We start from the raw sequence: 25,027 nt of genomic DNA, 5'->3' as shown, positions 1-25,027 counted from the left end.
GCGTGGCGATCGTGAGGGTGCGGCTGCGTGGCGGGCCGTACGACGGGGTGGCATTGAGCTGGGACGTGCCGGATGCGGACGACCCGCCGATGACGTACGCGCTCAAGCTGCACGGGCCCCATGAGGCGACGGAAGACGTCGATTACCGCCGGGTGGGGCGGGCGCCCGACACGGCGACCGAGTGGATCTACGAGGCGCCCCGGTCCGCCGCCGGGTAGGAGCGGCTTCCTCGACCGGTACGCGATGCCGGAGCTCGCGCCCCGCGGTCAGTTTTCGCGTCAATGCTGTTGACATGAAAGTGGCTGGCGGCGTTCACTGACACGTGTGAACGCCAAGCGGGCCTACGTCCAGACGGCGCGGGCGGCTGCTGCGGCGCGCACCCGGCAACGCATCCTGGACGCCACGGTGGCGCTGGCCCGGCGGCAGATGTCGGTGGAGATCGTCCTCAACGACGTGGCGGAGTCCGCGGCGGTGAGTGTGCAGACGGTGCTGCGGCACTTCGGCAGCCGGGACGGCCTGTTCGAGGCGGCGGCAGCGTACGCCGTGCGGCAGGTCACCGCCGAACGACGCTCCCCGGTCGGCGACATCGCCGCCGCCGTGCGCTCCCTCTTCGACCACTACGAGCGTTGGGGCGAGATGATGCTGCGCCTCCTGGCCCAGGAGACCCGCGACCCGAAGACCCACGCGGTGACCGAGCAGGGGCGCGAGCTGCATCGTGACTGGGTCGGCGAGGTCTTCGCGCCGATGCTCGCCGCCCGGTCGTCCGACGCGCGGGAGATTGTCACCGACCTGCTGGTCATCGCGACGGACCTGTACACGTGGAAGCTTCTGACCCGAGACCGCCGGCTGCCCAGGGACCAGGCCGAAGCCAGGGTCCGGCATCTCATCGCAGCGATCCTTGGAGAGTCATCGTGACGTCTTCGCTCTTCGTCACCTGGGACGGTGGCGGCAACGTGCCACCGGCGCTCGGCATCGCCGCCGAACTCCACCGGCGCGGGCACGCGGTTCGCCTGCTCGGTCACCCGCGGCAACGTCAGGCGGTGGAGGCGGCCGGGTTGCGATTCGAGCCGTACCGGCAGGCCGCCGAATGGTCGCCGGTGACGCGTACCACCAGCCCGCAGTGGGCCGTGAAATACCTGCGGCTGTTCACCGAGCGGGCCGTGGGCGCCGATGTGGCCGAGTCCCTGCGCCGCGAGCCGACCGACGTCGCCGTGGTCGACTGCATGCTGCTGGCGGGCATCAGGGCCGCGCAGGATCTCGGTGTTCCGCAGGTGACGCTGATGCACACCCTGCACCGCTACCTGCACGATGCCTGGGCCCGCGGGCCGGTCGGGCTGGTCGCGCGGGCGAAGGGCATGGCGCCGACGCGGCTGTGGCGGCGCGGCGAGCTGAGCCTGGTGGCCACCGCGCCGGACCTGGACGAGGCCGCCGCGCTGCCGGGGAATGCCCGGATCACCGGTCCGGTGTGGCCCGTCGGCACGCCCGCCCCGACCCCCCACGTACGGCAGCCACGGATCCTGGTCAGCCTCAGCTCGATCTACTACGTCGGTCAGCGGGCCGTGCTGCAGTCGGTGATGGAGGCGGTCGCCGGCCTGCCCCTGCAGGCGGTGGTCACGACCGGGCACGGCGTACGGCCCGACGAGATCCGCCCACCGGCCAACGTCGAGGTGCACCAGTTCCTGCCGCACGCGCCGATCCTGCCGACCGTGAGCCTGGTCGTGGGGCATGCCGGCCACAGCACCACCGTCCAGGCGCTGGCGCACGACCTGCCGATGGTGCTCATCCCCATGTCCTCGCTCGGCGACCAGCCCGCGGTGGCCAGGGCCGTCGCCCGGCAGGGCGCCGCCACGGTGCTGCGCAGGTCCGCCTCGGTCAGCGACATCCGAGCCGCGATCGAGCACATGCTCGGCGACGGTCCGCACCGTGCTGCGGCGGCCCGGCTCGGCAGCTCGATCCGCTCGGCCGACGGCGCCACCACCGCCGCCGACCTGATCGAGAAGCTGGCCGTCCCTACCCCGCGGCGGCCATGACGACGGGGATGGCCACGACGTTGACCCGGGAACCGTCGTGCGCCGACACCTCGTACACCTCGACCCTGCCCGGTCCGGCGGTGGCCCGCCGGTAGCCGACGTTCACCCGGTAGGCGCCGCGGCAGCCGGAGCCGCAGGCGGCGAGGGTGAACGCGGTGCCGATCTCCCGACCCGCCGCGTCCAGCACCCGGACGCTCACGGTCGCCTCGAACACCTCGGCGGTCCCGGTGACGGTGACCGGGCTGGTGACCCGGTCGCCGACCGCGGGGGCGGTCACCACGATCGGCGGCAGCAGGTCGGCGTAGTCGTCGCGCCCGGTCGGTGCGGTGTCGTCCGTGGTGAAGGCCACCCGGCGTACGGAGGGGAACTGGGTCAGCGTCCAGACCACCTGGGCCCGGCGGAGCCGGGCGGTCGCCGCGCCGCCGGTGTCGAAGCCGGTCGGCGGGACCAGCGTGGCCACGCCGCCGGCGATGCGGCTCACCTGCGTGCCGGGCGGGACCAGGGTGGCCATGCCGGCGGCGGTCTCGGCCCCGGACGGGCCGGCGGCCAGCTCGGTGAGCGCCAGCCGAGAGGTGGTCAGGGTGGCGGGTCGGGTACGCCGGGTCGGCACGAGCCGGCCGTCGCGGGCGAACCACAGCTCCACGGTGATCGTCCCGTCCGGGCCGGGCGTTCCGGCGGTGGTCGGGCCGGTCGGGCCGGCGGCCGGGGATCGGGTACGCGTGTCGGGCGAGGTGCCGGAGGTGGGCGTGCCGGGGGCCGTCCCCGTCGCGGTGGCGCCGGTGGTGGCGGAGGATCCGGCCGGGGCCGGTCCGAGGGTGCCGGTCCGGGCCGGGGCGCAGCCGGCGGCGAGCAGCAGCAGCGCCGCGAGCGGGGTGATCAGGCGTCGCATCGGTCACCTCCGGCGTCGACCGGCAGTTCGAGGCGGAAGCGGGTGCCCCGGCCGACCTCGCTCTGCACGGTCAGGCGTCCGTCGAGCAGCCGGGTGTTCTCCAGCGCGATGGCCAGGCCGAGTCCGCTGCCGGGTCCGGTGCGGGACGGGTCGACCTTGTAGAAGCGGTCGAACAGGTGCGGCAGGTGTTCGGCGGGGATGCCGGGACCCCGGTCGGTGACCTCGACGATCACCGATTCGCCGGCGTGCCGGACGTCGGCCCGTACCTCGGCGTCGCCGTGCTCGACCGCGTTGGACACCAGGTTGGCCAGCACCCGTTCCAGGCGGCGGGGGTCCGTGACGGTCGGGGGCGCCGACCCGGCCACGCGCACCCGGTCGGCCCAGCCGCCCGCGTCGACGATGCCGCCGAGCAGCGCGACGACGTCGACGGGCTGGCTCGACACGACCTCCCGTCCGGCGTCCATCCGGGAGATCTCCATCAGCTCCTCGACGAGCCGGCGGAGCCGGACCACGTCGGTGACGAGGAGTTCGGCGGCGCGGCGGGCGTCGGCGGGGAGCGCGTCGAGCTGGTCGGCGAGCAGCGACGCCGCCGCCACCAGGGCGGTGACCGGGGTACGCAGCTCGTGCGCCACGTCGGCGGTGAACCGCCGCTCCCGTGCCTGGGCCCGGGACAGCGCATCGATCTTCGTCTCCAGCGCCTCGGCCATCTCGTTGAACGAGGCGGCCCAGGCGCTGAACTCGTCCCGGCCGCGTACCGGCAGCCGGGTGTCCAGCAGTCCCTCGGCGACCGCGCGGGCCGCCCGGCTGGCCCGCCCCACGGGTTCCAGGGTCCGCCGGGCGAGGGTGTTGCCCACCCCGGCGGCGAGCAGCACCACGGCCGCCCAGCCCACCGCCAGCGCGGTGCGGAGCTGGTTCAGGCCGTCGACGAGGTCGTCCTCGACCGTCACCACGTACAGCTCGGCGGTGGAACCGGGGATCCGTCCGCCGACCACCAGCAGGTGCGGCCGCGCGCTGCCGGCGGAGCGTTGGAAGCCGAGCTGTCCGGCGGCGACGCTGCCCCGCAGGGCCCGGCCGGGCGTCGGCGCGTACCGGGGGTTGGACGCCCGGGTGTCGCCGGCGACCAGCAGCACGTGCCGTCCGTTCTGTTCGAAGCTGGCCAGCAGGTCGGCCCGGCGGGCGTCGGTCAGCGGCAGGAACTGCGCGGCGAGCACGAGCTGGTAGCGGGCGTCGGCCGCGGCGCGTTGCAGCGCGCCGTCGTAGCGGGCCTGCCGGAGCATCAGGTACGAGCCGCCGGCGAGCGCGCCGGCGGAGACGCCGGCGACGAGTACGAACGCGATGACGAGCCGGCGCCGCAGGCGCCCGGGTGCGACCGTGCCCGCCGCCATCGCGCCGTCACCCCGTCGACAGCTTGTAGCCCGCCCCGCGGACCGTCCTGATCAGCGTCGGGGCGCCGGGATCGTCCTCCACCTTGGCGCGCAGCCGTTGCACCGCCACGTCCACCAGCCGGGAGTCGCCGAGGTAGGTGTGCCCCCACACCCGGTCGAGCAGCAGTTCGCGGGTGAAGACCTGTCCGGGGCGCCGGGCCAGCTCCAGCAGCAGCCGGAACTCGGTCGCGGTCAGGATCAGCTCCCGGCCCGCCTTGCGGGCCACGAACCGGGCCGGGTCGATCTCCAGCGGCCCGGCCGTCACGGTGCTGTCGGTGACGGGGGCGACCGTCCGGCGCAGCACGGCGCGGACCCGGGCGACCAGCTCCGGCAGGTCGAACGGCTTGCGCAGGTAGTCGTCGGCCCCGCATTCCAGCCCGACGACGACGTCGATGGTGTCGGTGCGGGCGGTCAGCATCAGGATCGGCACCTGGCTGGTCCGCCGGATCTCCCGGCACACCTCGAAGCCGTCGAGGCCGGGCAGCATCACGTCGAGCACGATCAGGTCGACCGGCCGGGCCCGCCACGCGGCGAGGGCGGCCGGGCCGTCCACGGCGGTGTCCACCCGGAACCCGGACCGTCGCAGACCGAGGGCGGTGACCTCCCGGATGGAGGCATCGTCCTCGACGACCAGCACGCGGCCCTCCATGACGCCACTCAGGGTAGTCCGGGCCGGCGACCCGGGATCCTGGCGCAACGGCCGGTGATGGGGGACCGGTCGGCCCCCATCACCGGCGGCGGGATCACTCCTGCCACTGGTGGGCCACGTCGAGGACGATCCGGCTGTGCGTACCCGGACCGGTGAGCACGAAGACCCGGTACGGCAGTTGGGCGCGCACACCCACGGCGAAGGTGGTGTAGCCCTCGAAGCTGCCGCCGAAGACCACGTCCCGCAGGGTCCGGTAGCCGAGCGCGTTCGCGGCGTGGTCCCCGGTGCGGTACGGCACGGTGGCGGCGTGACCGGCGTCGTACGCGGGCGCCCGCAGCGAGACCCGCAGCAGCGCGCCCCCGGCGGTGTACGGGGACAGCGCCAACCCCTGCCCCTCGGTGTACGCCTCGCCGTACCCGACCGACCAGCCGTCCGCCGGGCCGGCGAACTCGAAGACCACCCGGTCCCAGCAGTCGTGCTGCCCGGTGCGGACGTCGACCAGCGGGGCGCTGCTGAGCGTGCCGTCCGCCTTCGCCGTGCTGCCCCAGGTGATCCCGCAGTAGGGGGTGGCCGCCGTGGCGCCACCCGCCCCGGCGAGCAGCCCGCCGAGCACCATGACCAGCGCCAGCAGTGTTCTCCTCAGTCTCATCGGTGTCCTCCCGTCGATGTTCGGGGCGATCACCGGACGGTTTCCGGTGGTCCCGTGGCTCGACGGTCGGGCTGCCGTGCCACGGCTGCTTCGCGGCGGGGTAACCGCCAGGTAACAGCCGCCGTGGCCGGTTGCTGCTGGCCCGACGCGGCGCCGGCGCCCGCGACGAGCCGGGCACCTGGGACACCGGCGCGGGTGCGCTGGAGTTCGGCTGGCCATGTTGCCGGACTCGCTGGACCGGCTACTGTGACCGGATGGCGCTGACCCGACGTCGACTGCTCCAGTCCCTCGGCGCCGCAGCGGGAATCGCCGGGGTCGGCGCGGGCGGCATCGCCCTGGTCGACGCCGAGGTGCTGCCGGGCCGGTCGGCGCTGAACCAGACCCTCGGCCGCTGCAACGCCCGTGAGCCGGACGCGCCGCGCGTGCCCGCGCCGGCGCCGGTCACCGGCAGCTTCCGCTCCGCGGCGCGGCGCCGGCAGGTCGCCTTCGCCATCGCCTACCCGCCGGGGTACGCGCCGGGCGCGCGGCTCCCGGTCTGCCTGGCCCTGCACGGGTACGGCTCGGATTCCCGCGGCACCATCCAGGCGGGCGGGTATTCGGAGTTGCTGGCCGGCGACGGCTCCAGCTCGGGGCGCGGCGAACCGGAGCCGTCGAAGCCGTCGCAGGGCGTGACCCCGTTCGCCCTCGCCGCCCCGGACGGCGGGAACGGTTACTGGCACCCGCACGCCGACGACGACCCGCTCGGCATGCTGGTCGACGAGTTCCTGCCGCTGCTCGCCGAGCGGGGGCTGCGCACCGACCGGGTCGCGGTGGCCGGCTGGTCGATGGGCGGCTATGGCGCCCTGCTCGCCGCGCTGACCTACCCCGACCGGTTCCGGGCCGTGGTCGCCACCTCGCCGGCGATATTCCACTCGTACGCCGACGCGAAGCGGGTCAACGCGGGCGCCTTCGACAGCGCCGACGAGTGGGCCCGGTATGACGTGACCGCCCGGGCACACGAGTTCGCCGGCCTGCCGGTGCGGATCGCGATCGGCGCGGCCGACCCGTTCGCCGACGCGGTCCGTACGCTGCGCGAGCGGCTGCCCGACCCGTCCGCGGTGGAGATCACCACCGGCTGCCACGACGACCACTACTGGCGGTCGGTCGCGCCCGGTCAGGTACGCGCGATCGGCGCGGCACTGGCGGACTGACCGCTGCGGGGCGTTCCGGTGGCCGGTGGTGACCCCGGCCGACGGGGTGATGGCGCTCAGCGTTGCTGTCGTTGCTGGCAGGGGACGCAGTACCGGGCCGACGGCCGGATCTCCAGCCGGGCGACCGGGATCTCGCCGCCGCAGCTCTCGCAGCACCCGTAGGTGCCCTCGGACATGCGCCGCAGCGCTCCCGCGCTGTCCGCGATGCCCTGGCGGGCAGTTTCCATGAGTGCCCGCAACGTGTCGGGGTCGTGGCCACCGTGGCCGGGCTCCCGGCTGTGCGCGGTGAGTTCGAGGAGCTGACCGGTGTGCGTCTGGAACTGCTGTTCGAGGATGTCGCGCAGGGCGGCGGTACGGCTGCGGAGCGTGTCGGTCATGGCTGGGAACCTCTCCGTGGAGCACGTCGGTGCGGGGCCGGTGTGAAAGGTGGTGGTGCGGTCGTGGCTCGGCTCAGTCGCCGGCGGCCGGGTGGCGGGCGGCGGCCGCGGCGGCCAGGCTCGCACCGGTCAGTGCGGCGGTACGGGGGCCCGCGGCACGGTGCACCGGGGCCCCCGTTGTGGCGGCAAGGCGGTCTCTCAGGTCAGGTCGGGTGGCCCCGTCCCCGACCAGGACCAGTCCGCGGGCCAGGGCGGCGGCGGCCGCCGGCACCGCCTGGGGCCCGTGGGTCAGGTCCCGCACCAGGCGGGCGAGCCGGTCGGCGAGCACGTCGACGGTGGCTCCGTCGGTGAGGTCGCAGGTGCCGAGGTTCGCCCGCCGGCCGGCGACGACCTGGCTGTCCCGCAGGACGGCCACCTCGGTGAGCTGGGCGCCGACATCGGCGACGAGCAGCGTGCCGGCGCCGGCCCCGGCGCCGATGGCGGCGGCGCGTACGGTGTCGATGAACAGCAGTCGCGCTGGCGCGAAGACGGCGTCGAGGACCCGCCGGGTGGTGTCCTGGTCGGCCGTCGTGGACAGCAGCGGACGGCACGCCACGACCAGGGGCCGGGCCGGCACGCCGACCCGGTGCTGTCGCAGTAGCTGGGACAGTGCCGTGGCGCATCCGCGACCGTCGATCACCCGGCCCCGCCGTACCAGTGGATGTCGTCGGGCCGACCGGTCGGTGATCACGGTGGTGAGCGGTTCGTGGCCACCCAGCCGGATCCGCAACTGACCGCTGCCGAGGTCGACGGCGATCGGGCTGGGCCGAAAGGTGGCCGGGTCGTGGACGCCGGTGCGTGCGGAGACGGTGCCAGCGGTGTCCAAGGGGCGACCGGCGGGGGCCTGGGCGACGGGCATGCTGACCTCTTCTTCCACGGTGGAATATGACGATGCGCCGCCCCGACGTGGGGCGACGTGGGAATTGGGCGGGAGCACGCGGACCGGCGGGCCGCGCTCATCCGGCTCGGGTCAGCCGCTGACGGTGCCCGGCGTGCGGACTGGCGCGGGCTGGCGCGGCCGGGGCACCGATCGTGCAGCCACCTCGCTGGTCGTCATCACCCACCCCCTCGCCGGCCAGGAAGCCTGTCGAACCTCCAGGGTCGGTCCGAAGTCGCGGACCGACATGGCCTGCGGCCGGCCAACTTCCGGCCTCTTCGTTGCCGGCCACCGGCGACCTGTCGCGACCGGAGACCGGCCGGCGAGCCGGCCGCGGCCACCGCCGGGAAGGGCGGCGACGGGATGCGGTTCGTACGGCTATGGTGGGCCGCATGGCAGTCCTTCGGCCCCGACTGGACGTCGCTTCGCGCACCGCGCTGGCGATGTTCGTCGTGGTGGCCGTGCTCACCGCACTCCGGCGGGCCGGCGGCACCATGGGCCGGTGCGCCGTGGTCCGGCCGGCGAGCGCCATCGCGGGATTCGTCCCGGCCTGGTCGGCCGACCGGGCGCCGCCGGGCCTGCCCGCCTGAGCGCGCCGTCCCGCTTTCCGCACCCCTGGTCCGCGCCGCGCCCCGAGCCACCCGGCCCGGTGGCGCCGGCCGACCTGGCCGCTACCCGCGGCCCCACCAGCCCCTCCCGTACGGAGCACCGATGAAGATCGAACACACCCCACTACCCGGTATCGGGATGCAACACACCTTCACCACCGCCCAGGGCCGCCGGGTCGGGGTGGTCGAATACCGCGGACTGGACCGCCGGGACGTCATCTACGACGACCTGGACGATCCGGACAGGACCTGCGAGCTCCGCCTCACCCGTTCCGAGGCGGTCACGCTGGCCGGCCTGCTGGGCCTGCTCGACGTTATCGGCGGCGACCAGCGGAGTTGACGGGGCTTCGGCCGCTACGACGCGGGGCCGGGCAGCGGCTGGCGCGGCCAGTCCAACGCCCTCGCGCCGTACACCGCGGTCTGCAGCGTGAACCGGTCGCGCGGGTCGTTCGGGTCGTATCCGCTGAGCGTTCTGATCCGGTCCAGCCGGTAGGTGACCGTGCGGACGGACACGTGCAGGCGGCGGGCGGCGTCGGTGGCGACCCCGCCGGCGGCGAAGTATGCGTCCAGGGTGTCCAGCAACGGCTGGGCCCCGCCGCGGGCGTGCCGCAGCGGGCTGAGCGCCGCCTGGACGAGATCCACGATGGCGGGCTGATCCCGTAACAGCACGCGGTAGACGAGCAGGTCTCGGGCGTCGATGACGGGGGTGTCGGCGTTCAGCCGCTGCGCCGTCATCAACGCCTCGCGGGCCTCCTCGTAAGAACGGGCGATGCCGTACAGGCCGGGGTGCGGGCGGCCGACCGCCACCTGCCACGGGCCGCCTCGCGGCAGGCGGTCCAACTCGGCGTGCATCAGTCGCCCGAGGTCGCCGGACACCTCCCGCCCGTGGACGCCGCGGTCGGGTGCGACCGCGTCGGCGGGCGCGATCACCACGAGTAGCCCTTCCTTCGTCGCCACCAGCACGTCGCGGTCGCCGAGCCGGTCGAAGATGACGCCTTCCAGCGCGCTGATCGCGGCGTCGGTGTCCGGGAGCCGGCGGCGCGGCGCGGCCAGTGCCACCTGGTGCACCCGGGCCAGGTCCAGGCCGAACGGCTCGGCGCGTTCCACCAGGCCACCCAGGTCGGAGTCGCCGCGTAGCAGGTCGTCGACGAGTTCTCGGCGCAGCGCCTCTTCCCGCCGGACCAGCTCCCGGCGGGCCACGGCGTAGCCGTCGGCGAGGGTGGCCACCGCGCTGTCGACGACGTGCAGCACCGCCTCGGCCGACGCGCGGACCACGTTGCTGTCCGTGGAACTGGTCAACTGGGGCAGCTGCTGCCACAGCCGCCGGGCCGCCGACAGGTACAGCCGGACCGCCCGTCCCGCCGACACGCCCTGCTCGGCGGCGCGCCGCCCCAGCATGCCCACGGCGTCGAGCTCGGCGCGCCGGGGCCGGCGCCCGGTCACCGCCGCCTCGGCGAGCAGCCACAGGTAGTCCCCGAGCAGGTCCACCGGCACCCCGCCGGCGTCGGCGCTGGCGGCTCGGGCGATCGCCGCCAGGCACGCGTCCCGCTCCGACCCGGCCGCGGGTCCCCGACCGGTCCGCCGGCCACCGCCAGTCAATCCCTGGGCTCCTCTTGGAACGTGGCCGGCGTCGGCTGCCGACCCGATCCGGTCAGCCTATCGAGGCGAGCCGCGCGGCGACGCGACCCGACGTCGGGTCGGCTCGGCTGGCCTGGAATAAGCCCATTTGTGCCAGTCTTGCGTCGTTTGGCCGCTAACGTGGCCGCTGTTGGATCGGGAGAGAGGGCGACCGTGACCAGTCATTCCATGCCGGCGGCGGCAGGCAGCCGAGGGACAGCCTGATGCGCCGGTCGCTGGCGCTGCGTACCGCTGCCATCCTGACCGTGGTCCTGGCGGTGCTGCTCGGCGGCGTCTATCTGATCGGCCGGTCCCCGGTGCCGCGAGCGGCGTCGCCCGGCGTCACGCCGTCCGCCACCGCATCCCCCATCCCCGCCGGGGTCCAGACGACCACCGGCTCGGCCCAGGTCGCGCTGACCTTCAACGACGGGCCCGATCCCACGTGGACCCCGCTCGTCCTGAAAGCGCTGCGCCAGTTCCACGTCAAGGCGACGTTCTGCCTGCGCGGCGAGAACGTCCAGGCGCATCCGGAGCTCGTGCGGGCCATCGTGGCCGACGGTCACACCGTGTGCAACCACACCTGGAACGAAGACTTCGAGCTCGGCGGTCGGCCACGCATGGACATCGAGGGCGATCTGCTCCGTACCAGCCAGGCCATCCACGCCGCCGCACCGCACGCCCCGATCAAGTACTTCCGGCAGCCGGGCGGGAACTGGACGCCGCAGCTTGTCGCCATCGCTCAGGACCTGGGCATGACCAGCCTGCACTGGGCAGTAGACCCCCAGGACTGGGAGGAACCGTCGGCAGCCGACATCATCTCCACCGTCTCGAAGGGCACCAGGGCTGGCTCCATCGTGCTCTTCCACGACGGCGGCGGCGACCGGCGGAACACCGTCAGCGCCCTCGCCACCCTGCTGCCCGACCTGGTGAGCCGCTTCCAGTTCGAGGCGTTGCCCGTCGACGTGCCGCTGACCGGCCAGACCCGAGCGCCATCACCACCCGTACAGCAAGGCGGGCAACCGTAGGAGGCCGTCGATCAGTCCGGGGCTGGTCTCCGATCAGCTCCGCCCGGCGTCGCCAGATGGCCTCCCACTGCCCGGTGCCGGACGGTTGGCCCGTTCCGCGCCGGGTCGCGATGTCGACGATGCGGGGCGGGCGCGCAGGTGCAGGCGTTCGCCCTGCCGGCCGAACAGGCTGAGGAACTCGACCGGTTCGGCGTCGGCGGCCCCGAACCAGTGCGGTACGCGGGTGTCGAACTCGGCCGCCTCGCCGGGGGAGAGCACCAGGTCGTGATCGCCGAGGACGAGCCGCAGCCGCCCGTTGAGGACGTAGAGCCATTCGTAGCCCTCGTGGGTCTGCGGGTCGGGTTCGCTCCGCCGTCCGTCGGCCGGGATCACCAGCTTGTACGCCTGGATGCCGCCGGCCCGGCGGGTCAGCGGCAGCATGGTCATGCCGTGGCGGGTGACCGGGCGCAGGTGGATGCGCGGGTCGCCGGTGGGTGGGGCGCCGACGAGTTCGTCGAGCGTGACGTCGTGGGCTCTGGCCAGGGGGAGCAGGAGTTCGAGGGTCGGCCGGCGGGTGCCGGACTCCAGCCGGGACAGGGTGCTCACCGAGATGCCGGTCGTTGTCGACAGTTCGGCCAGCGTGGTGTTGCGCTGTTGGCGAAGTGCGCGGAGCCGGGGGCCGACCGCGTCGAGCGCCTTGTCGAGGTCGTCTTCCATTCGGCCAGTTTGCCAGAACGGCAACAGAGCTTGCCACTGTAGCCGTGTTGGTCGGATGGTTTCCGCAGGAGGTGGTCAGGGTGACCGATCAGCTGGAGGACGGCTACGACGTGGCGGTGATCGGCGGGGGCGCCGCGGGGTTGAGCGGGGCGCTGATGCTGGCCCGGGCGCGCCGGTCGGTGGTGGTGATCGACGGGGGTGCCCCGCGCAACGCCCCGGCCGAGGGGGTGCACGGGTTGCTGGCCCGCGAGGGCGTGCCGCCGGCCGAGCTGCTGGCGCGCGGCCGGGCTGAGGTCCGTGGCTATGGCGGCCACGTGGTGGCCGGTGAGGTGGGCGCGGCAACGTGCGAGGGCGACGGGTTCGCGGTGGCGCTGGTCGACGGCCGGACGGTGCGGGCACGCCGGTTGCTGGTGGCCACCGGGCTGGTGGACGAGCTGCCGGACCTGCCGGGACTGCGGGCCAGGTGGGGCCGGGACGTGCTGCACTGCCCGTATTGTCACGGTTGGGAGGTCCGGGAGCAGGCGATCGGGGTGTTGGCCACCGGGCCGTTGTCGGTGCATCAGGCGTTGCTGTTCCGCCAGTGGAGCGCCGATGTCACGTTCTTCACCCACACCATGCCACCGCCCGGCGACGAGGAAGCGGAGCAGTTGGCCGCCCGCGGCATCCGGGTGGTGGACGGCGAGGTGGCGTCCCTGGAGATCGTCGAGGACCGCCTCGTGGGCGTACGGCTCAGCGACGGCCGGCTGGTCCGCCGCGACGCCCTGGCGGTGTCGTCGCGGATGGTGGCGCGCGCCGGGTTCCTGGCGGCGCTCGGGCTGCGGCCGGCGGCACACCCGGCGGGCGTCGGCGAGTACCTTCCCGCCGACCCGACCGGCCGTACCGAGGTGCCCGGGGTGTGGGTCGCGGGCAACGTCACCGATCTGGTCGCCCAGGTGGGCGGCGCCGCCGCTGCGGGTGCCGCCGCGGCCGCCCAGATCAACGCCGACCTGGTCGCCGAGGACACCCGGCGGGCGGTGGCCGCCTGTCGGGACCCGTTCTCGGCCCGGTCCGAGGCGCGAATCAGCGAGCTGGTGACCGGTGACCGTCGCCACGGTCTCTGAAGAGGGGGAGGTGGACCACGGTCAGCTCAGGTCACGGAACCGGTCCAGGATGATGACGGCGAACGCGACGAGCAGCGGTACGGCGGCCAGGTCGAGCAACCGGAGGGCCTCCGGCCGCGCCCGTCGCGCGGTGAGCTGCACCGTGATCCGGGCGATGAGCGCGACCAGCAGCAGGGCGAGCACGGTCGCCTGGACCGGCCCGGACCGCGCCATGCTGAGCAGGGTGTCAGTCAACCGGCCTCCATCCATCGCTTCCGGCGGTGCTGCCGGACGCTTCGGACCAACTCGATCAGGGCGACCAGCGACGCGATCACGGTGAGGGTGAGGATCCCGAGCAGCGGCGACCACAGGTGCAGGTGGATCATCCCCTGCGCGACCAGGATGCCGAGGGCGAGGCTGAGCGCGACGCCGACGACGAACCGGGTGAGCCCGTCCGGTATCCGGATCAGCCTCGCGCAGGCCAGCCCCGGCGCCACGGCGAGGTAGCCGAGGACGCTGACCATCCGCAGGATCCCAGGCACGTCCCAGAGGACGAGGGCGATGACGGCGTCGCCGGCGACGAGCGTCACCAACGCCGGCCATGGCGTACCCGACGGGAGGCTGGCCCGTGGGGAGGGGAGTCGAGGGTCAGCAGAAACCGGGCGGGCATGGCTGTCGGGCTCGGCGATCTGGGTCATCGGCCGCCACTCTCGCCGCTGGCGAGGACGTAGATCCTCGCCTCGGGATTGGAGTAGACGAGCTTGAAGTCCCCTGAGTCGACGACCTCCCGTTCCACGCTCTCGCCCCAGCCCCGTGGCTTGCCCAGGAACGTCTCCGCGAAGACGAACTGCCCCTTCGTCATGATCAGATATGCGCCCTTCGGGTTGCCCCGCATCTCCGCCTCGATCGCGATGGCCGTCGTCGGCCCGAGATCCTGGCCGAGGGGCAGGTACTCGTACCGTTCGACGCCCTGCGCCCGCCAGGGGACGTTGGAGGTCACCGAGACGAACGAGGTGCCCGTCGGGGCGTTGGCGTAGAGCCACTCCACGGCCCGATGGTCGGCCGGGCGCACCTGCTCGAAGGCGTCGTTGCCGTATCGGGCGACGAAGAACGCGCCGGTGAGGAGCGTGCTCAACGCGCCCGCCATGAGGACCGCGGGGACACGACGCCGCGCCGGCCACACCGGGACCAGCAGCGCGGCCAGCAGGATCGCCATGAACGGCAGGGCGAACGCGTACACCCGGAGGAAGATCTCGCCGCCGTAGCTCTGCATCGCCAGGAGGAGGAACGGCGCCCCGGCGAGCGCCAGGAGCACCAGGACGGGCTGCCCCCGACGCATTCGTCGCCACGCGCCGACGGCCGCCAGCCCCCAGACCGCCATCGCGAGGACGACCCGCAGCCACACCACCATCTGGTGCCCCGCGTCGCCGTGTACCCGTTCGACCGCCCCGTCCTTGACGGTGCCGCCGACATTGCCGAAGGAGCCGAACATGTCGTTCAGGTGCCCCTGCCAGTAGGCGACGGCACCGTAGCTGATGTAGGCCATCAGCGCGACGGCGAGCAGGACCGGCAGGGTACGGAGCGTGCAGCGGCGGACCAGCACCAGCGCACCGACGCTGACCACGATCGCTATCGGGGTGAGCTGGTGGCTCACGGTACCGGCCGCGAAGACGGTGAGGACCACCGCCACCAGACCGACCAGCGACGCCCGGCTGGCCTGCTCGGCCACCGGGTCGAGCAGCATCGGTCTCGGCGGGAGCCGGAGCAGGCGCAGCAGCAGACCGACCAGGCTGTCCAGGAACCGTTGGCGGTACCGGCCCCCGGACCGGACCGGGTGGAACCAGCGGACCAGCACCAACAACACGACCAGGTAGAAGAGGTAGTTCAGCGCCTGCGGGCCGAAGTAGTCCTGCCCCACCCAGTTGGCGGGGAAGAACAGCCACAGGGCGAGCCACGCCGCCCGCGCGTCAGTCGACGAGATCCGGGCCAGTCGGAAGACCGCGGCACCGTAGAGCAGGTTGAACCCCACGGGTGCCCAGGCGAGCAGCGGCATGGCGTCCGGCATCCCAGCCGCCCGCGTCGCCATGGCCGTCAGCGCGAAGAACCCGGGCCAGCTGAACCGGGCGTCCAACTCCGGCAGCGTCTCCCCGGTGCGGGCGATGTAGTCGGCGAAGCCAACGTGCAGCCAGCCCGAGATCACCCGCGGCAGTGGCTCGATGATCGGCGCCGCGCCGAAGATCAGGATGACGAGCACCACCACGTGCGCGGCGAGCAGGGTGTCGGACGCCGGGCGGGTGCGGAACACCCCGTGGAGGAAGCTCACGGTCAGCAGGGCCAGCGCGCCGTACAGTTCGGGACGGAGCGCGGTGACCAGGCCGAGCGACCCGATGTCGGCGGCATCCCCCCGCTTCAGGGCCCAGACCCCCAGCGCGAGCGCCGCGACGGGCGCCGCCCACTCGCTGCCGGTGAGCAGACCGGTTCGTATCCGTTGACCGGCGGTGACCGGAACGGCCAGCAGCGCCGGGTCGCCGCTCACGACGCGCCCCTCAACAGCCGCAGCATCGACGGGAGGACGGCAGCCATCACCACGACCTGTCCGGCGAGGTACGCGTAGCCGACCCCGACGACCCCGATCTCGGCCATCGCCACCAGCGCCAGCGACACGACCAGGGCGCTCGTGGACGCCTGCACGGCGATGATGCGCCCCACCCGGCGTTGCACCCGGGACGCCGCGACGAAGACGGTCAGCACCAGCTTGGGCAGCACCGCGACGGCGAAGAGCCGCAGGGTGTCCGAGCCGGTCGAGGCGTAGTCACTGCCGAAGAGGGCCAGCAGCACCGGTGCCGACACCCAGAGCAGGACGACCGCCGGTACGAAGAGGAGCAGGCCTCGCCGCAGCACCTGCCGCGCGTACGCCGCGAGCCGCGACTCGTCGGCGGCGGCCTCCACGGTCAGCGAGGTGCCGAAGTGATACGCCACCAGTTCCAGGGAGCCGCCGAGGAGCCAGGCCACGTAGAAGACGCCGTTGGCCTCCGCGCCCAGTCGGGCGGTCACGATCAGCGGCAGAGCGTTCGTGCCGGCCTGCATGAACAGATATCCGACGTAGTCCAGCGCCACGAACCGGGCGAGTACCCGACGGCCCGGCAACACCGCACCGGTGCGGCGTGCCCGCTGCCGGGGCAGCAGCCGGCGGAAGACCAGCGCGTTGACGGGGACAAGCGCCGCGACGACCGCCAGGTTCCAGGAGATGAAGATGCCCAGGGTCGGTACGCCGCCGGCGAACAACACCAGCAACGCGATCTTGGCGAGCCCGAAGGCGGTGTTCTCAACCGGTACCCAGACGACCCCGCGCAGGGCGGTCAGCACGCTGTCCTGCAGGGTGAAGACGCACCAGGCGGCGACGGAGAGGACGAACGCCACGGCGAGCAGGGGAGAGTGGTGCAGGAAATCGAGCCGGTCGCTGACCAGGGGGGCGAGCAGCAGGAAACCGCAGCTCAGGGCGAGTGACGCGAGACAGGTGACCGCGTAGGCGTACCCGACCAGCCGGCTGCCCTGCTCCGCCGCGGCAGGCAGGAAGCGGGCCAGGGCGCCGTTCAGATTGAGTTGGGAGAGGTTGCTCAGAAACGTCATCGTGGACACCATCGCCGCCCCGACACCGAGCTCGGCCGGCGAGTAGAGGCGAGCGGCGAGAGCCCAGTACGCGATGCCGAGCACCGAGCTCAGGGCCGTGTTGAGCATCAGCGCGTAGACGTTGCCGTTCAGCGGGTCGCGCAGGTGCTGGCGCAGCCGAACCCCGATCGGCTCGGCGACGGTGGGGGCCGTGCGGCCGATCGCCGGGTCCGCGGTCCCGGTGGGTTGGGCGCTCACGAGGTCATCCCTCCTCTCGTTTCCGGTGCTCTCCCTGAAGTCACGAGGTCGGGTGGCTCAGCCGCGGGCGCGCGGTGTGCACCAGCTGCCGGGCCCGCCGGTACGCGCGCCAACCCCGGGTGCGCAACCGCTCGCCGCGCCAGGCCAGCGGCCGGCCGGTGCCCTGAAGCAGGGCCTCGATTCCGGCGACGCCGGTGTCCCGCTCGATCAGCACCCGGGCGATGGCGAAGACGTCGTCGCCCGAGTGGCTCAGCGCGTTCTTGACCGCGCAGGCGGAGGTGTAGCCGGCGGCGCGCACCGTGGTCCGCACGGCGGGGCTGTGGTATCCGTACGGATAGGCGAACGAGTGGACCGCGGTGCCCGTCACGGCCTCCAGCATCTGTCGGCTCTCCACGATCTCCTGGTGCAGCTCGGCGGGGCGTAGGCAGTCGAGCGCACGGTGGCTCCGGCTGTGCGACCCGATCTCCAGCCCGTGCGCCTGCAGCTCACGGAGCTGGTCCCAGTCCAGTGACGGATCCGCGTCCGGCAGCGGCGCCGCGCCCACCCGGGCGGCGATGACGTACGCGGTCGCCGTGAGACGGTGCCGCAGCAGCACCGGCAGCGCGGTCTCGGCGAGGTCGGGGAAGCCGTCGTCAAAGGTGATCAGCACAGGTCGCGGCGGCAGCGAGGCCAGCCCGTGCAGCACGGCCGCGTAGCCGCCCACCGTCATCGGCGTACGCCCGCGTTCCCGGATCAGCGCCATCTGCTCGTCGAAGTCGCCCGGCGACACCGACCAGCGCAGCGTGCCGTCTCGGCGTACGTCGCCAATGCTGTGGTAACACAGGACGGGGACCGCGGCCCTCGGTGAACCGTTCACGTGCGGCTCCTTCCGGCTCGGGCCGCGGCGGCGGCGTAGTGGGCCGGCCCGAGTGCCAGCCCGCAGAGTTCGAGGACGGTCAGCGAGGCGGGATAGTCCTCCTGCTTCCGGCTGTTCTTCGCCGACCCGGGCCGCAGGGCGTAGGCGATGCCGCGGGGCAGCCGCCCCAACAGCTCGCGTCGGGCGGTCGGATCACTCGCCAGGCATTTCGTCAGTACGGCGCCGAGGCCGACCCCGTACAGGTACATGGTCCGTCGCAGGGCCCGCAGCTCACGGCGGTGCGTGTGCCAGACGATGGCCCCGGGTTCGTAGGCCAGCGCGTGCCCGGCGAGCACCGTACGCAGCAGCACATCGATGTCCTCCCCGCTGCGCAGCCGCGGATCGAAACCGCCCAGCCGGCGCAGCGCGTCGGTGCGGAACGCCATGTTGGCGCCGGAGCCGTACGAACCGGGCAGGTACGGGTGGAGGGACGGCGCTGGCACGTCAACGCGACGCCCGTCCCCCACCTCGAACGTGGCGGACCCGGCCCGGTCGAACCGCCGCCGCTGGCAGCCCTTGCCGTAACCGCCGTACTGCTCCAGCCAGATCTGCGACGGCGTGTCGAGTTCCCGGGCGAGGACCTGGCCGGTCACCCCGGCCACCTCGTCGTCGGTGAAGCCGTCGACCAGGCTGCGCAGCCACCCCCGGTCCAGGATGACGTCATCGTCGGCGAACGCCACGATTCCGCCCCGAGCCTCGGCCAGTCCCCGGTTGCGGGCGTGCGCCACACCGGGTCGCGGTTCGCCGGCGTAGCGGAACCGCGGATCGTCGGCGGTGCGTCCGGCGACGATCCGCGCCGTGTCGGTGACCTGTGGCGCGTTGTCCACGACGACGATCTCGAAGTGGGGGTAGTCGAGGGCGGCGATCGAGTCGAGGGCGGATTCGAAGAGCGGCGTGCGCCCACACGTGGGCACGACCACGCTGACGAACGGGGTGTGCTCCACCGCCGGCGGGCGGGACGGACACGACCCGGCCCCGGCGGGAGGCGCGGACGCTTCGGCACAGAGCGCGTTTCCGGTGCCGTCGGTCTCCTCGACCGGGCCGGGGTCGCGCCGGTCGAGCGGGGGCAGGCCGTCACGCCGCAGGTGCTCGTCGATCACCGCGGCGAGGCGGGCCCGGATCGCGGCGGTGAGCGCCGGCGCGGGCAGCCCGCCGGCCGGCAGCGTGACGTCGACCAGCCCGAGCGGCTGCCCGTGCAGCCGGACCAGGACGTGCGCCGCGCCGTACCGGCTGCCGTCCGGCCCGCCCGTGTCGGGCACGTCGGGCACCCCCTCGGAGAGTTCCACGGCGAGCACCCGTATCGGTGCCGGACCGGCCCGGCGCCGGGGAGCCGGCTCGCTGACCGCCTGCGAGGTGCTCCGGGCCCGGGCCGAGAGGTAGCCGGCGGCGGTCACCAGCAGCCCGGCGACGATCGCGCCGGAGCGCAGCAGCCCGGCGCGGTCGCCGGCACGGACCTGGCGCAGGCCGCGGCGCACCCCGGCGGGGAGGGTACGGCGGGTGTACGTGCGCTCGGTGGCGAGGCCGACGTCGCTGCCGACCAGCCGGGCGACGACCGCTTTTGATCGTCCCTCCGAGAAGCAGCGCTGCCGGAAGTAGCGCCACGTTGCCCGGTCCACCGTCACCCGGTGCTGGACCCGGGCGGCGGGCTCGTAGAGGACCATGCCGTCCGGTTCGAGCTGTCGGACCCGGATGCAGAGCTCCGTCTCTTCACAGCCGACCGGCGTCCGGCCGACTCGGCCGAGCGCCGGGTCGAAGCCGGCGGTGCGCTCCAGGACCGACCGGCGGAAGGACATGTTGCAGCCGATGACGTTTCGGACGGGTGCGACCTCCGTGGGCTGGCCGGTGAAGCTGCACCCGACCACCCAGTCGAACTCGGGAGGGAGCCAGCGTGGCCGTTCCTCCTCCCAGGCCGGTACGGCGTGGCCGCCGACCGCGAGCACCCGCTCGTTCTGGTAGTGCGGCAGCAGCCGGGCCAGCCAGTCGGGCTCGGCCTCGGCGTCGTCGTCGAGGAAGGCGACGATCTCGCCGATCGCCCGGGCCAGGCCGGTGTTGCGGGCCGCCGAGAGGCCGCGCCGACCGGTGTTCGCGACGACGGTCAGCTCGGGGAAGGTTGCGCGCACCCGCTTCAGCAGCGCCGGGTTGTGGTCGACGACCACGACGACCTGCGCCGCCGGTCTGTCCTGCGCCAGCACGGAGCCGACCGCCCGGACGATCTGTGGCCACCGCCGCTCGGTGTAGACACAGACGACCACGGTCACCGTCGGGGCCGAGCCGGGCTCGGCCGGTGCCGCCGGGTCGAGGACGGCGACCGGCTCAGACGTTGGCGAGGACGCGTTCGACGTTGCCGCGGATCCAGCGTGGATCGTCATGGTCACCTTCCGAATCGATGAACAGCAGGATGTGGCGTAGCCAGTAGAGGAGCAGGGCCGGTCGGGGCGGGATGCCGTCCAGCCAGTCGGCCGCCTCGTCCACGGGGACGTCGAGCGTCCGGTCGATACCGTGCCGAAGCGCCTCGACGACGATCTCGCCGAGTTCGTCGCCGCGGGCCAGCCGACGGGCGAGGACGTGCAGGTGCAGCAGGTCGTGCAGGGGAAGTTGGCGGGCCGAGGCCCGGTCCCAGTCGACGATCCCGGTCACCTGGCCGTCCGGCGAGGTGGCCAGCACGTTGCCGGGCCAGAAGTCGCCGTGGATCCACGAGGTGTGCACGGTGCGGCCGACGAGGGCGTCGGCGAGTTCCTCCCGCAGGCGCCAGATCGTGTCGAGCAGCCGGTCCCGTCGCGGGTGGGTGGCGACGAATCCGTTCAGCCGGCGGAGTGGACGGTCCACCCACTCCGCCACGGTGGCCCAGTCGAGCACGATCCGTTCCCGGGTGAGCTGGTGCAGGTCGCGGATGATCCAGCCGGCGGATGCGAGCAACGCGGCCCGCTGGGTGCGCCGCAGCATCATCCGGTTGGCCGGGGTGCCCCGCAGTGCCCCCTCCACGCAGTAGTAGCGTCCGTCGATTTCGCCCTGCGCCGCGCAGTGCGGCAGGAGCGAGCGCATGCCGGGTAGGCGCGGGTTCGTCCACAGCAGGTCGAGTACCTCGGCCTGGCGTCGGAGGCCCTCGACAGCCCGGTCGGTCCAGGGCACCTTGACCATGTAGCGTCCGCCGGACTCGCGGCCCTGCACCGTGGCGACGGCGACCGACGTGCTGGTGAAGGTGACCGTCTCGGTCCGCCACAGCGCGTCGTCGGTGGCGGTCGCCCAGGCGACGAGGCGGGGGGCGACGGTGGCGGTCCAGCTCCGCTCCGGCCGGTGCAACCAGCAGGCGAGCCGGTCCCGCAGGACCGGCTGCGCCCAATGTACGGCGCCCCTCACCGGGCCGTCCGCTCGACGTAGTGCCGCCAGATCCGGCCGAGCGCGTCGGCGAGCACCAGATCCGGCGTCCGGTCGGCGTCCACCCGCTCCAGGTGCGGGATACGCCGGCGCAGCCGCCGGTACTGCTCGCGTTCCCGCTCGAGGTGCTCGGCGTCGTACTCGCCGGAGCGGCGGTGCATGACCGGACCTGGAACGTCCAGCAGCAGCACCACGTCGGGTGCCGGGCAGAGTCGGCTCAGCAGGTGGAAGTACGGCCGCTTGAGCCAGACCAACGGCCCGCGCGGCGGCAGTAGGGCGTCGTAGACGTAACGGTCGAAGACCACCATCCGGCCCAGCGCCCGGTGGCGCACCGCCGTCAGGTAGCGCCGCCATACGGTGAACGGGCGCAGGAGAATACGTACGCCCTGCTCTGCGGTGCTGCGCGGCGCCTCGTTCGACGGCCAGAGCCCCATGTAGACGCGGCGTACCGGAAAGTAGAACGCCGACTCGATGCCCTTGGCCAGGGTGGACTTGCCAGATCCGTCGGGGCCGATCAGGGCGACGCCGGCACCGCGACGGCTCCACGCCTGCAACGGTCGTTCGATCGAACGCAGGGCGGCCGAGCCGACGAGACGGCGGGCCGCGCTGGCCGGACGGGTCCACCACCAGGCGGCGAGCAGTCGCCGACGTACGGCCGGCAGCGCGGCCGGGCGACCGGCCCGCCAGTATGCCAGCAGCATCCGGGCCGCCCGGTCCGGTAGCGCGCGGGCGAGCGGACCGTCGAGTGTGGCGTGCCCATCCAGTTGTCGCAGCCGACGTAGGTGGTGGCCGGCGACGGTGCCCTTGTCGAGCACACAGTGCAGCAGCAGTGCCCAGAACTCGTCCCCAGGCGCGGGTACCCACACGCCGTCCTGGCGTGTCCGGCGGCCGAGGCACTGGTCGGCGGCCAGGGCGCGCACCTCGAAATGACGGCCGTAGGCGAGCTCCGTCACCAGGTCGAGTTCGACCCACGAGTTCGTGGCCCCGTCGAGGCCGAGGAAGAACCGGTGACTGCCCCGGCCGTGACTGGCCAGGCGGATCAGGCCGTGGGCCGTCATGACGGCCTCGGCCCGCGCGAGATCGGCCGGCGCGACCAGGAGATCAAGGTCCCCGGGGGCGATGAGCGCCTCCGGGCCGCCGCGTAGCAGGCACCAGCGGACGCCGGCCTCGTCGAGGCCGGCCAGCAGCCCCCGGGCGAGCCCGTGCGCGGCCGTGGCCGGTGCCGCCGGCCACGGCGGTTCCGAACGGCCCGCCACCGCCGTCGTCGGCGGCGGGCCCGGCGGTGTACGGCTCATGCACCGCTCCGCACCGGCCGGAGCGCCAGGATCCGCCGTACGCCGCCACGAGCACGCTGGACCAACGGGGTGATCGGCACCCGCTCGATCCGGTAGCAGGCGTAGTCCTGGCTGACGGCGCCGAAGCGGCTCTTGAACAGCTCCAACGAGGACACCCGTGCCGAGTCGCCCATGTTGTAGGCCACGCACCCGGCCTCGATCGCGTCCGCGATCGCCGTCTTGTGCAACAGGTAGTTGGCATAGACGGGGCCGGCGAGCTTCTCCAGCATCGCGCCGCGCCAGTACATCGCCGTCGTCGCGCCGAACAGCACGACGATCGCGGCGACCGGTCGTCCCTCGTGGTACGCGGCGTATATCCGGCACCGGGAGCCGAGCATCTCCGCGACGGTGCGCAGCTTCCGGTGCGGCTCCCGTCGGGCGGCCAGCCGCCGGGCGAGCGGGAGCGGGAGCCGGTCCCGCCGCGCCCAACGGTCGACGGATTCACCGTAGAGCTGATGGAAGACCGGGACCAGCCGGCCCGTGTCGTCCCGCTCGACGAGGACGCCGGCCCGCTCCGCGCGGCGGATCCGGTTGCGGGTGTCGCTGCGGAACCGCTTGCGCCAGACCTCGTCGAAGCCGCCGTCGAGGTGGACCGTCTGCGTCATCCGCTTCTCGCGCAGCACGCTCGCCGGCACCACCGCCTCCCACGTCCCCGCCGCCGCCGGGTCAGGGCGGACCAGGGTGCTCAGCACGTGCCGCCGTGCCAGGTCGGTGACCACCATGCGGACGTCCTCCGGTCGGAGCTCGCCGCCCTCGCAGACCAGCCCGCCCGGTCCCCAGCCGACGGGGAGCCCGAAGTCCGCCGCGAGGATCGGACCGAGCCCCGGGCGTCGTACCAGCGGAAGGATGAGGCGCCTGCCGTCGGCGGTCTCGTAGAGCCGCGAGACGTCCGCATAGCCTTCGACCGTGCACACGCAGCGGAGCCAGGTCGGCGTCTGGCTGGGCAGCGCGTTCGGCGCGGAGGCGAGCACCTGCTCCCACACGTCGACCGGAGCCGGACTCGTCACCCGCAGCGGTCGCAGCTCGTCGGGCGCCGGCTCGACGCGGCGATCGAGGCTGGTCCCGGCGCTCACGACGATCCCAGCGGGAGGTCGGCGTGCCAGTAGCGCTGGGTGGAGTCGTTGCTGGCCAGGACCACCATGCCGGTGGCGCTGGTGACGCTCTGTTTGGTGGTCGTCGCGTTGTTCATGTTGGGCGAGAGGGCGTCCCTGATGACCGGGGTACCGCGACCGTCGGGAAAGGCGATGCTGGCCATCGGGGAGCTCTTCATGAAGATCGTTCCCGGGTAGCCGGTGTAGGGGCACCCGCTGTCCGGCGCGGTCATGAAGACGTACAACGTCTGATGTTGGGAGTCGAGCAGCAGGACCGGCCGGGTGTGGCAGTCCTTGATCCGCGCGACCGGGTAGCTGGACCACTCGCCGGTCGACGGGTCCCGGGCGAGCAGCATGATCAAAGGTGCCGAGGTCGTGGCGCCGGCGTCGTCGAGGCTGGTCTTGATGATCGCGTAGACCCGTCCGGAGCCGTCGTCCTGGAGCGTTCTGATGTTGATGTGGTCGTCGGCGTTGTTCGGACCCTGGATCGCGGTGCGGGTGACGGCCCAGGTGGTGCGCGACGCGCCGTCGATGTGCTCGGCGAAGTAGATCGCGGACTTCGGCTGGTGGCTCCACATCACGCCGGTCCGGGTGCCGCCGAAGGTCACCACCGACGAGATGTCGTCGCTGTCCAGGGCGGTGGCCGCGGTGATCGGGAGCACGAACGGGGTGCCCCAGACCGCGTCCCCGCCCGTGGTGTTGTTCACGTAGACCTTCGAGCCCTGCGTCCAGGTCGCCCACAGCGTGCCCGTCGAGTCCTTGTCGATGGTGAGGGTCTCGCTGGAGTAGTTGCTGATCTGTGCCGGGAAGCCGGTGTCGCGGGTGTAGGTCTTCGTCGCGGCGTCGTAGCTGTAGCGGTAGAGCCGGGCCGGGTTTCCGGAGGCCGCGTCCGCGGAGGAACTGGCCCGGACGTGCGAGGAGACGTAGAGCCTGGTGCCGTCCCACAGCGCGTCGGAGCGGGTTTTCGGCCGGTTGTCGACGGCGGTCCCGGTGTCGATCCACTGCTGGGTGGAGCGGTCGAGCCGGAAGATGTGGTGGGTCTGGCTGCTGGTGTGGAACAGCACCGCCCACCAGGCGCCGTCGTTCCACCACAGCTTGCTCTCCGGCTTCTCACCCGTCGCCGCCGAGCCGTCGCCGGCTGTGGAGGGACCGACGTAGCCGATGTCACCGGCGGCCGCCGGGGCCGGTGCGGGATCGGGCTTTGGTTTGGGTTTGGCGAGCCCGGCGTGCGCAGGTGCGGCACCGAGCAACATGCCCAGCAGCAGGGCGAGGGCATAGGAACCGCGCGCCATCCGGGCACGCCGTCGGGGAGCGTT

Annotated in this window: 26 protein-coding genes; 8 read left to right on the top strand and 18 right to left on the bottom strand. The window is 73.3% G+C overall.

Going from position 1 to position 25,027, the window contains the following annotated elements; all coding sequences use genetic code 11:
- Positions 1 to 2 precede the first annotated feature (2 nt).
- The 3 genes from ACIRG9_RS05745 to ACIRG9_RS05735 all read left to right on the top strand — a co-directional run bounded on the left by ACIRG9_RS05745 (position 3) and on the right by ACIRG9_RS05735 (position 2,030).
- Entirely contained in the window at positions 3 to 218 is a 216-nt protein-coding gene (locus ACIRG9_RS05745) for a hypothetical protein (protein ID WP_402850739.1), read from the top strand.
- A 106-nt stretch (positions 219 to 324) separates the two neighbouring features.
- Positions 325 to 915 carry a TetR/AcrR family transcriptional regulator gene (locus ACIRG9_RS05740; RefSeq protein ID WP_402850736.1) on the top strand — a complete coding sequence of 197 codons (591 nt, stop codon included), beginning with the start codon at positions 325 to 327 and terminating at the stop codon, positions 913 to 915.
- Entirely contained in the window at positions 912 to 2,030 is a 1,119-nt protein-coding gene (locus ACIRG9_RS05735) for a glycosyltransferase (protein ID WP_402850733.1), read from the top strand. The genes ACIRG9_RS05740 and ACIRG9_RS05735 overlap by 4 nt, the downstream gene beginning before the upstream one ends.
- Here ACIRG9_RS05735 and ACIRG9_RS05730 read toward each other — a convergent pair.
- The 4 genes from ACIRG9_RS05730 to ACIRG9_RS05715 form a co-directional block, all read right to left on the bottom strand.
- On the bottom strand, positions 2,011 to 2,919 hold the full coding sequence (locus tag ACIRG9_RS05730) for a Gmad2 immunoglobulin-like domain-containing protein (RefSeq protein ID WP_402850730.1): 909 nt from the start codon (positions 2,917 to 2,919) through the stop codon (positions 2,011 to 2,013). The genes ACIRG9_RS05735 and ACIRG9_RS05730 overlap by 20 nt on opposite strands.
- Complete coding sequence (locus ACIRG9_RS05725; protein ID WP_402850727.1) at positions 2,907 to 4,304, bottom strand: ATP-binding protein; 1,398 nt, start codon at positions 4,302 to 4,304, stop codon at positions 2,907 to 2,909. The genes ACIRG9_RS05730 and ACIRG9_RS05725 overlap by 13 nt, the downstream gene beginning before the upstream one ends.
- Before the next feature lie 7 nt (positions 4,305 to 4,311).
- Positions 4,312 to 4,992, bottom strand: a complete 681-nt coding sequence (locus ACIRG9_RS05720; RefSeq protein ID WP_402850724.1) for a response regulator — start codon at positions 4,990 to 4,992, stop codon at positions 4,312 to 4,314.
- A 94-nt stretch (positions 4,993 to 5,086) separates the two neighbouring features.
- On the bottom strand, positions 5,087 to 5,641 hold the full coding sequence (locus ACIRG9_RS05715) for a hypothetical protein (RefSeq protein WP_402850721.1): 555 nt from the start codon (positions 5,639 to 5,641) through the stop codon (positions 5,087 to 5,089).
- Positions 5,642 to 5,772: 131 nt separating this feature from the next.
- Here ACIRG9_RS05715 and ACIRG9_RS05710 point away from each other — a divergent pair, with 131 nt between their 5' ends.
- Positions 5,773 to 6,831 (top strand): alpha/beta hydrolase, encoded by a 1,059-nt coding sequence (locus ACIRG9_RS05710; protein WP_402850718.1) that lies wholly within the window; start codon positions 5,773 to 5,775, stop codon positions 6,829 to 6,831.
- Positions 6,832 to 6,887: 56 nt separating this feature from the next.
- On the opposite strand, the gene ACIRG9_RS05705 is transcribed toward ACIRG9_RS05710, so the two are convergent.
- Both ACIRG9_RS05705 and ACIRG9_RS05700 read right to left on the bottom strand, forming a co-directional pair.
- Positions 6,888 to 7,208, bottom strand: a complete 321-nt coding sequence (locus ACIRG9_RS05705) for a TraR/DksA family transcriptional regulator (RefSeq protein ID WP_402850715.1) — start codon at positions 7,206 to 7,208, stop codon at positions 6,888 to 6,890.
- 73 nt (positions 7,209 to 7,281) lie between these two features.
- Positions 7,282 to 8,106, bottom strand: a complete 825-nt coding sequence (locus tag ACIRG9_RS05700; RefSeq protein ID WP_402850713.1) for a cell shape-determining protein MreB — start codon at positions 8,104 to 8,106, stop codon at positions 7,282 to 7,284.
- A gap of 410 nt (positions 8,107 to 8,516) precedes the next feature.
- Between ACIRG9_RS05700 and ACIRG9_RS05695 the strand changes: the two genes are divergently transcribed.
- On the top strand, positions 8,517 to 8,714 hold the full coding sequence (locus ACIRG9_RS05695; protein WP_402850710.1) for a hypothetical protein: 198 nt from the start codon (positions 8,517 to 8,519) through the stop codon (positions 8,712 to 8,714).
- Between the two features lie 121 nt (positions 8,715 to 8,835).
- Entirely contained in the window at positions 8,836 to 9,072 is a 237-nt protein-coding gene (locus ACIRG9_RS05690) for a potassium transporter TrkA (RefSeq protein WP_402850708.1), read from the top strand.
- Positions 9,073 to 9,086: 14 nt separating this feature from the next.
- Here the strand turns inward: ACIRG9_RS05690 and ACIRG9_RS05685 are convergent, their stop codons facing one another.
- Positions 9,087 to 10,331 carry a PucR family transcriptional regulator gene (locus tag ACIRG9_RS05685; protein ID WP_402850705.1) on the bottom strand — a complete coding sequence of 415 codons (1,245 nt, stop codon included), beginning with the start codon at positions 10,329 to 10,331 and terminating at the stop codon, positions 9,087 to 9,089.
- A gap of 242 nt (positions 10,332 to 10,573) precedes the next feature.
- On the opposite strand from ACIRG9_RS05685, the gene ACIRG9_RS05680 reads away from it, so the two are divergent.
- Positions 10,574 to 11,374: a polysaccharide deacetylase family protein gene (locus ACIRG9_RS05680; protein WP_402850702.1), complete on the top strand. Its 801-nt coding sequence runs from the start codon at positions 10,574 to 10,576 to the stop codon at positions 11,372 to 11,374.
- Positions 11,375 to 11,407: 33 nt separating this feature from the next.
- Here the strand turns inward: ACIRG9_RS05680 and ACIRG9_RS05675 are convergent, their stop codons facing one another.
- Entirely contained in the window at positions 11,408 to 12,070 is a 663-nt protein-coding gene (locus ACIRG9_RS05675) for a helix-turn-helix domain-containing protein (RefSeq protein ID WP_402850699.1), read from the bottom strand.
- 80 nt (positions 12,071 to 12,150) lie between these two features.
- Between ACIRG9_RS05675 and ACIRG9_RS05670 the strand changes: the two genes are divergently transcribed.
- Positions 12,151 to 13,170, top strand: a complete 1,020-nt coding sequence (locus ACIRG9_RS05670) for an NAD(P)/FAD-dependent oxidoreductase (protein WP_402850696.1) — start codon at positions 12,151 to 12,153, stop codon at positions 13,168 to 13,170.
- Between the two features lie 21 nt (positions 13,171 to 13,191).
- Here ACIRG9_RS05670 and ACIRG9_RS05665 read toward each other — a convergent pair whose 3' ends face one another.
- The 10 genes from ACIRG9_RS05665 to ACIRG9_RS05620 are packed head-to-tail and all read right to left on the bottom strand — an operon-like array spanning position 13,192 to position 25,003.
- The gene (locus ACIRG9_RS05665) at positions 13,192 to 13,404 is read right to left on the bottom strand and encodes a hypothetical protein (protein WP_402850693.1); all 213 of its coding nucleotides are present in this window, start codon (positions 13,402 to 13,404) and stop codon (positions 13,192 to 13,194) included.
- Positions 13,401 to 13,847 carry a hypothetical protein gene (locus ACIRG9_RS05660; protein WP_402850691.1) on the bottom strand — a complete coding sequence of 149 codons (447 nt, stop codon included), beginning with the start codon at positions 13,845 to 13,847 and terminating at the stop codon, positions 13,401 to 13,403. The genes ACIRG9_RS05665 and ACIRG9_RS05660 overlap by 4 nt, the downstream gene beginning before the upstream one ends.
- Entirely contained in the window at positions 13,844 to 15,685 is a 1,842-nt protein-coding gene (locus ACIRG9_RS05655; protein WP_402850688.1) for a hypothetical protein, read from the bottom strand. The genes ACIRG9_RS05660 and ACIRG9_RS05655 overlap by 4 nt, the downstream gene beginning before the upstream one ends.
- The gene (locus tag ACIRG9_RS05650; RefSeq protein WP_402850686.1) at positions 15,682 to 17,016 is read right to left on the bottom strand and encodes a lipopolysaccharide biosynthesis protein; all 1,335 of its coding nucleotides are present in this window, start codon (positions 17,014 to 17,016) and stop codon (positions 15,682 to 15,684) included. Before ACIRG9_RS05650 ends, ACIRG9_RS05655 begins: the two co-directional genes overlap by 4 nt.
- Positions 17,017 to 17,056: 40 nt before the next feature.
- A complete protein-coding gene (locus ACIRG9_RS05645) occupies positions 17,057 to 17,872 on the bottom strand; it encodes a polysaccharide deacetylase family protein (protein ID WP_402850684.1) in 816 nt (271 codons plus the stop codon).
- Positions 17,869 to 20,280 carry a glycosyltransferase gene (locus ACIRG9_RS05640; RefSeq protein ID WP_402850681.1) on the bottom strand — a complete coding sequence of 804 codons (2,412 nt, stop codon included), beginning with the start codon at positions 20,278 to 20,280 and terminating at the stop codon, positions 17,869 to 17,871. Before ACIRG9_RS05640 ends, ACIRG9_RS05645 begins: the two co-directional genes overlap by 4 nt.
- On the bottom strand, positions 20,225 to 21,268 hold the full coding sequence (locus ACIRG9_RS05635) for a phosphotransferase family protein (protein WP_402850678.1): 1,044 nt from the start codon (positions 21,266 to 21,268) through the stop codon (positions 20,225 to 20,227). The genes ACIRG9_RS05640 and ACIRG9_RS05635 overlap by 56 nt, the downstream gene beginning before the upstream one ends.
- The gene (locus tag ACIRG9_RS05630) at positions 21,265 to 22,581 is read right to left on the bottom strand and encodes a hypothetical protein (RefSeq protein WP_402850676.1); all 1,317 of its coding nucleotides are present in this window, start codon (positions 22,579 to 22,581) and stop codon (positions 21,265 to 21,267) included. Before ACIRG9_RS05630 ends, ACIRG9_RS05635 begins: the two co-directional genes overlap by 4 nt.
- Positions 22,578 to 23,693, bottom strand: coding sequence for a GNAT family N-acetyltransferase (locus ACIRG9_RS05625; RefSeq protein WP_402850674.1), 1,116 nt, complete (start codon positions 23,691 to 23,693; stop codon positions 22,578 to 22,580). The genes ACIRG9_RS05630 and ACIRG9_RS05625 overlap by 4 nt, the downstream gene beginning before the upstream one ends.
- The gene (locus ACIRG9_RS05620; RefSeq protein WP_402850671.1) at positions 23,690 to 25,003 is read right to left on the bottom strand and encodes a hypothetical protein; all 1,314 of its coding nucleotides are present in this window, start codon (positions 25,001 to 25,003) and stop codon (positions 23,690 to 23,692) included. Before ACIRG9_RS05620 ends, ACIRG9_RS05625 begins: the two co-directional genes overlap by 4 nt.
- Between the last annotated feature and the right edge of the window lie 24 nt (positions 25,004 to 25,027).

It is taken from the genome of Micromonospora sp. NPDC093277, assembly GCF_044765245.1.
Lineage (GTDB): Bacteria > Actinomycetota > Actinomycetes > Mycobacteriales > Micromonosporaceae > Micromonospora.
This window is presented reverse-complemented; position numbering and strand designations above follow the sequence as displayed.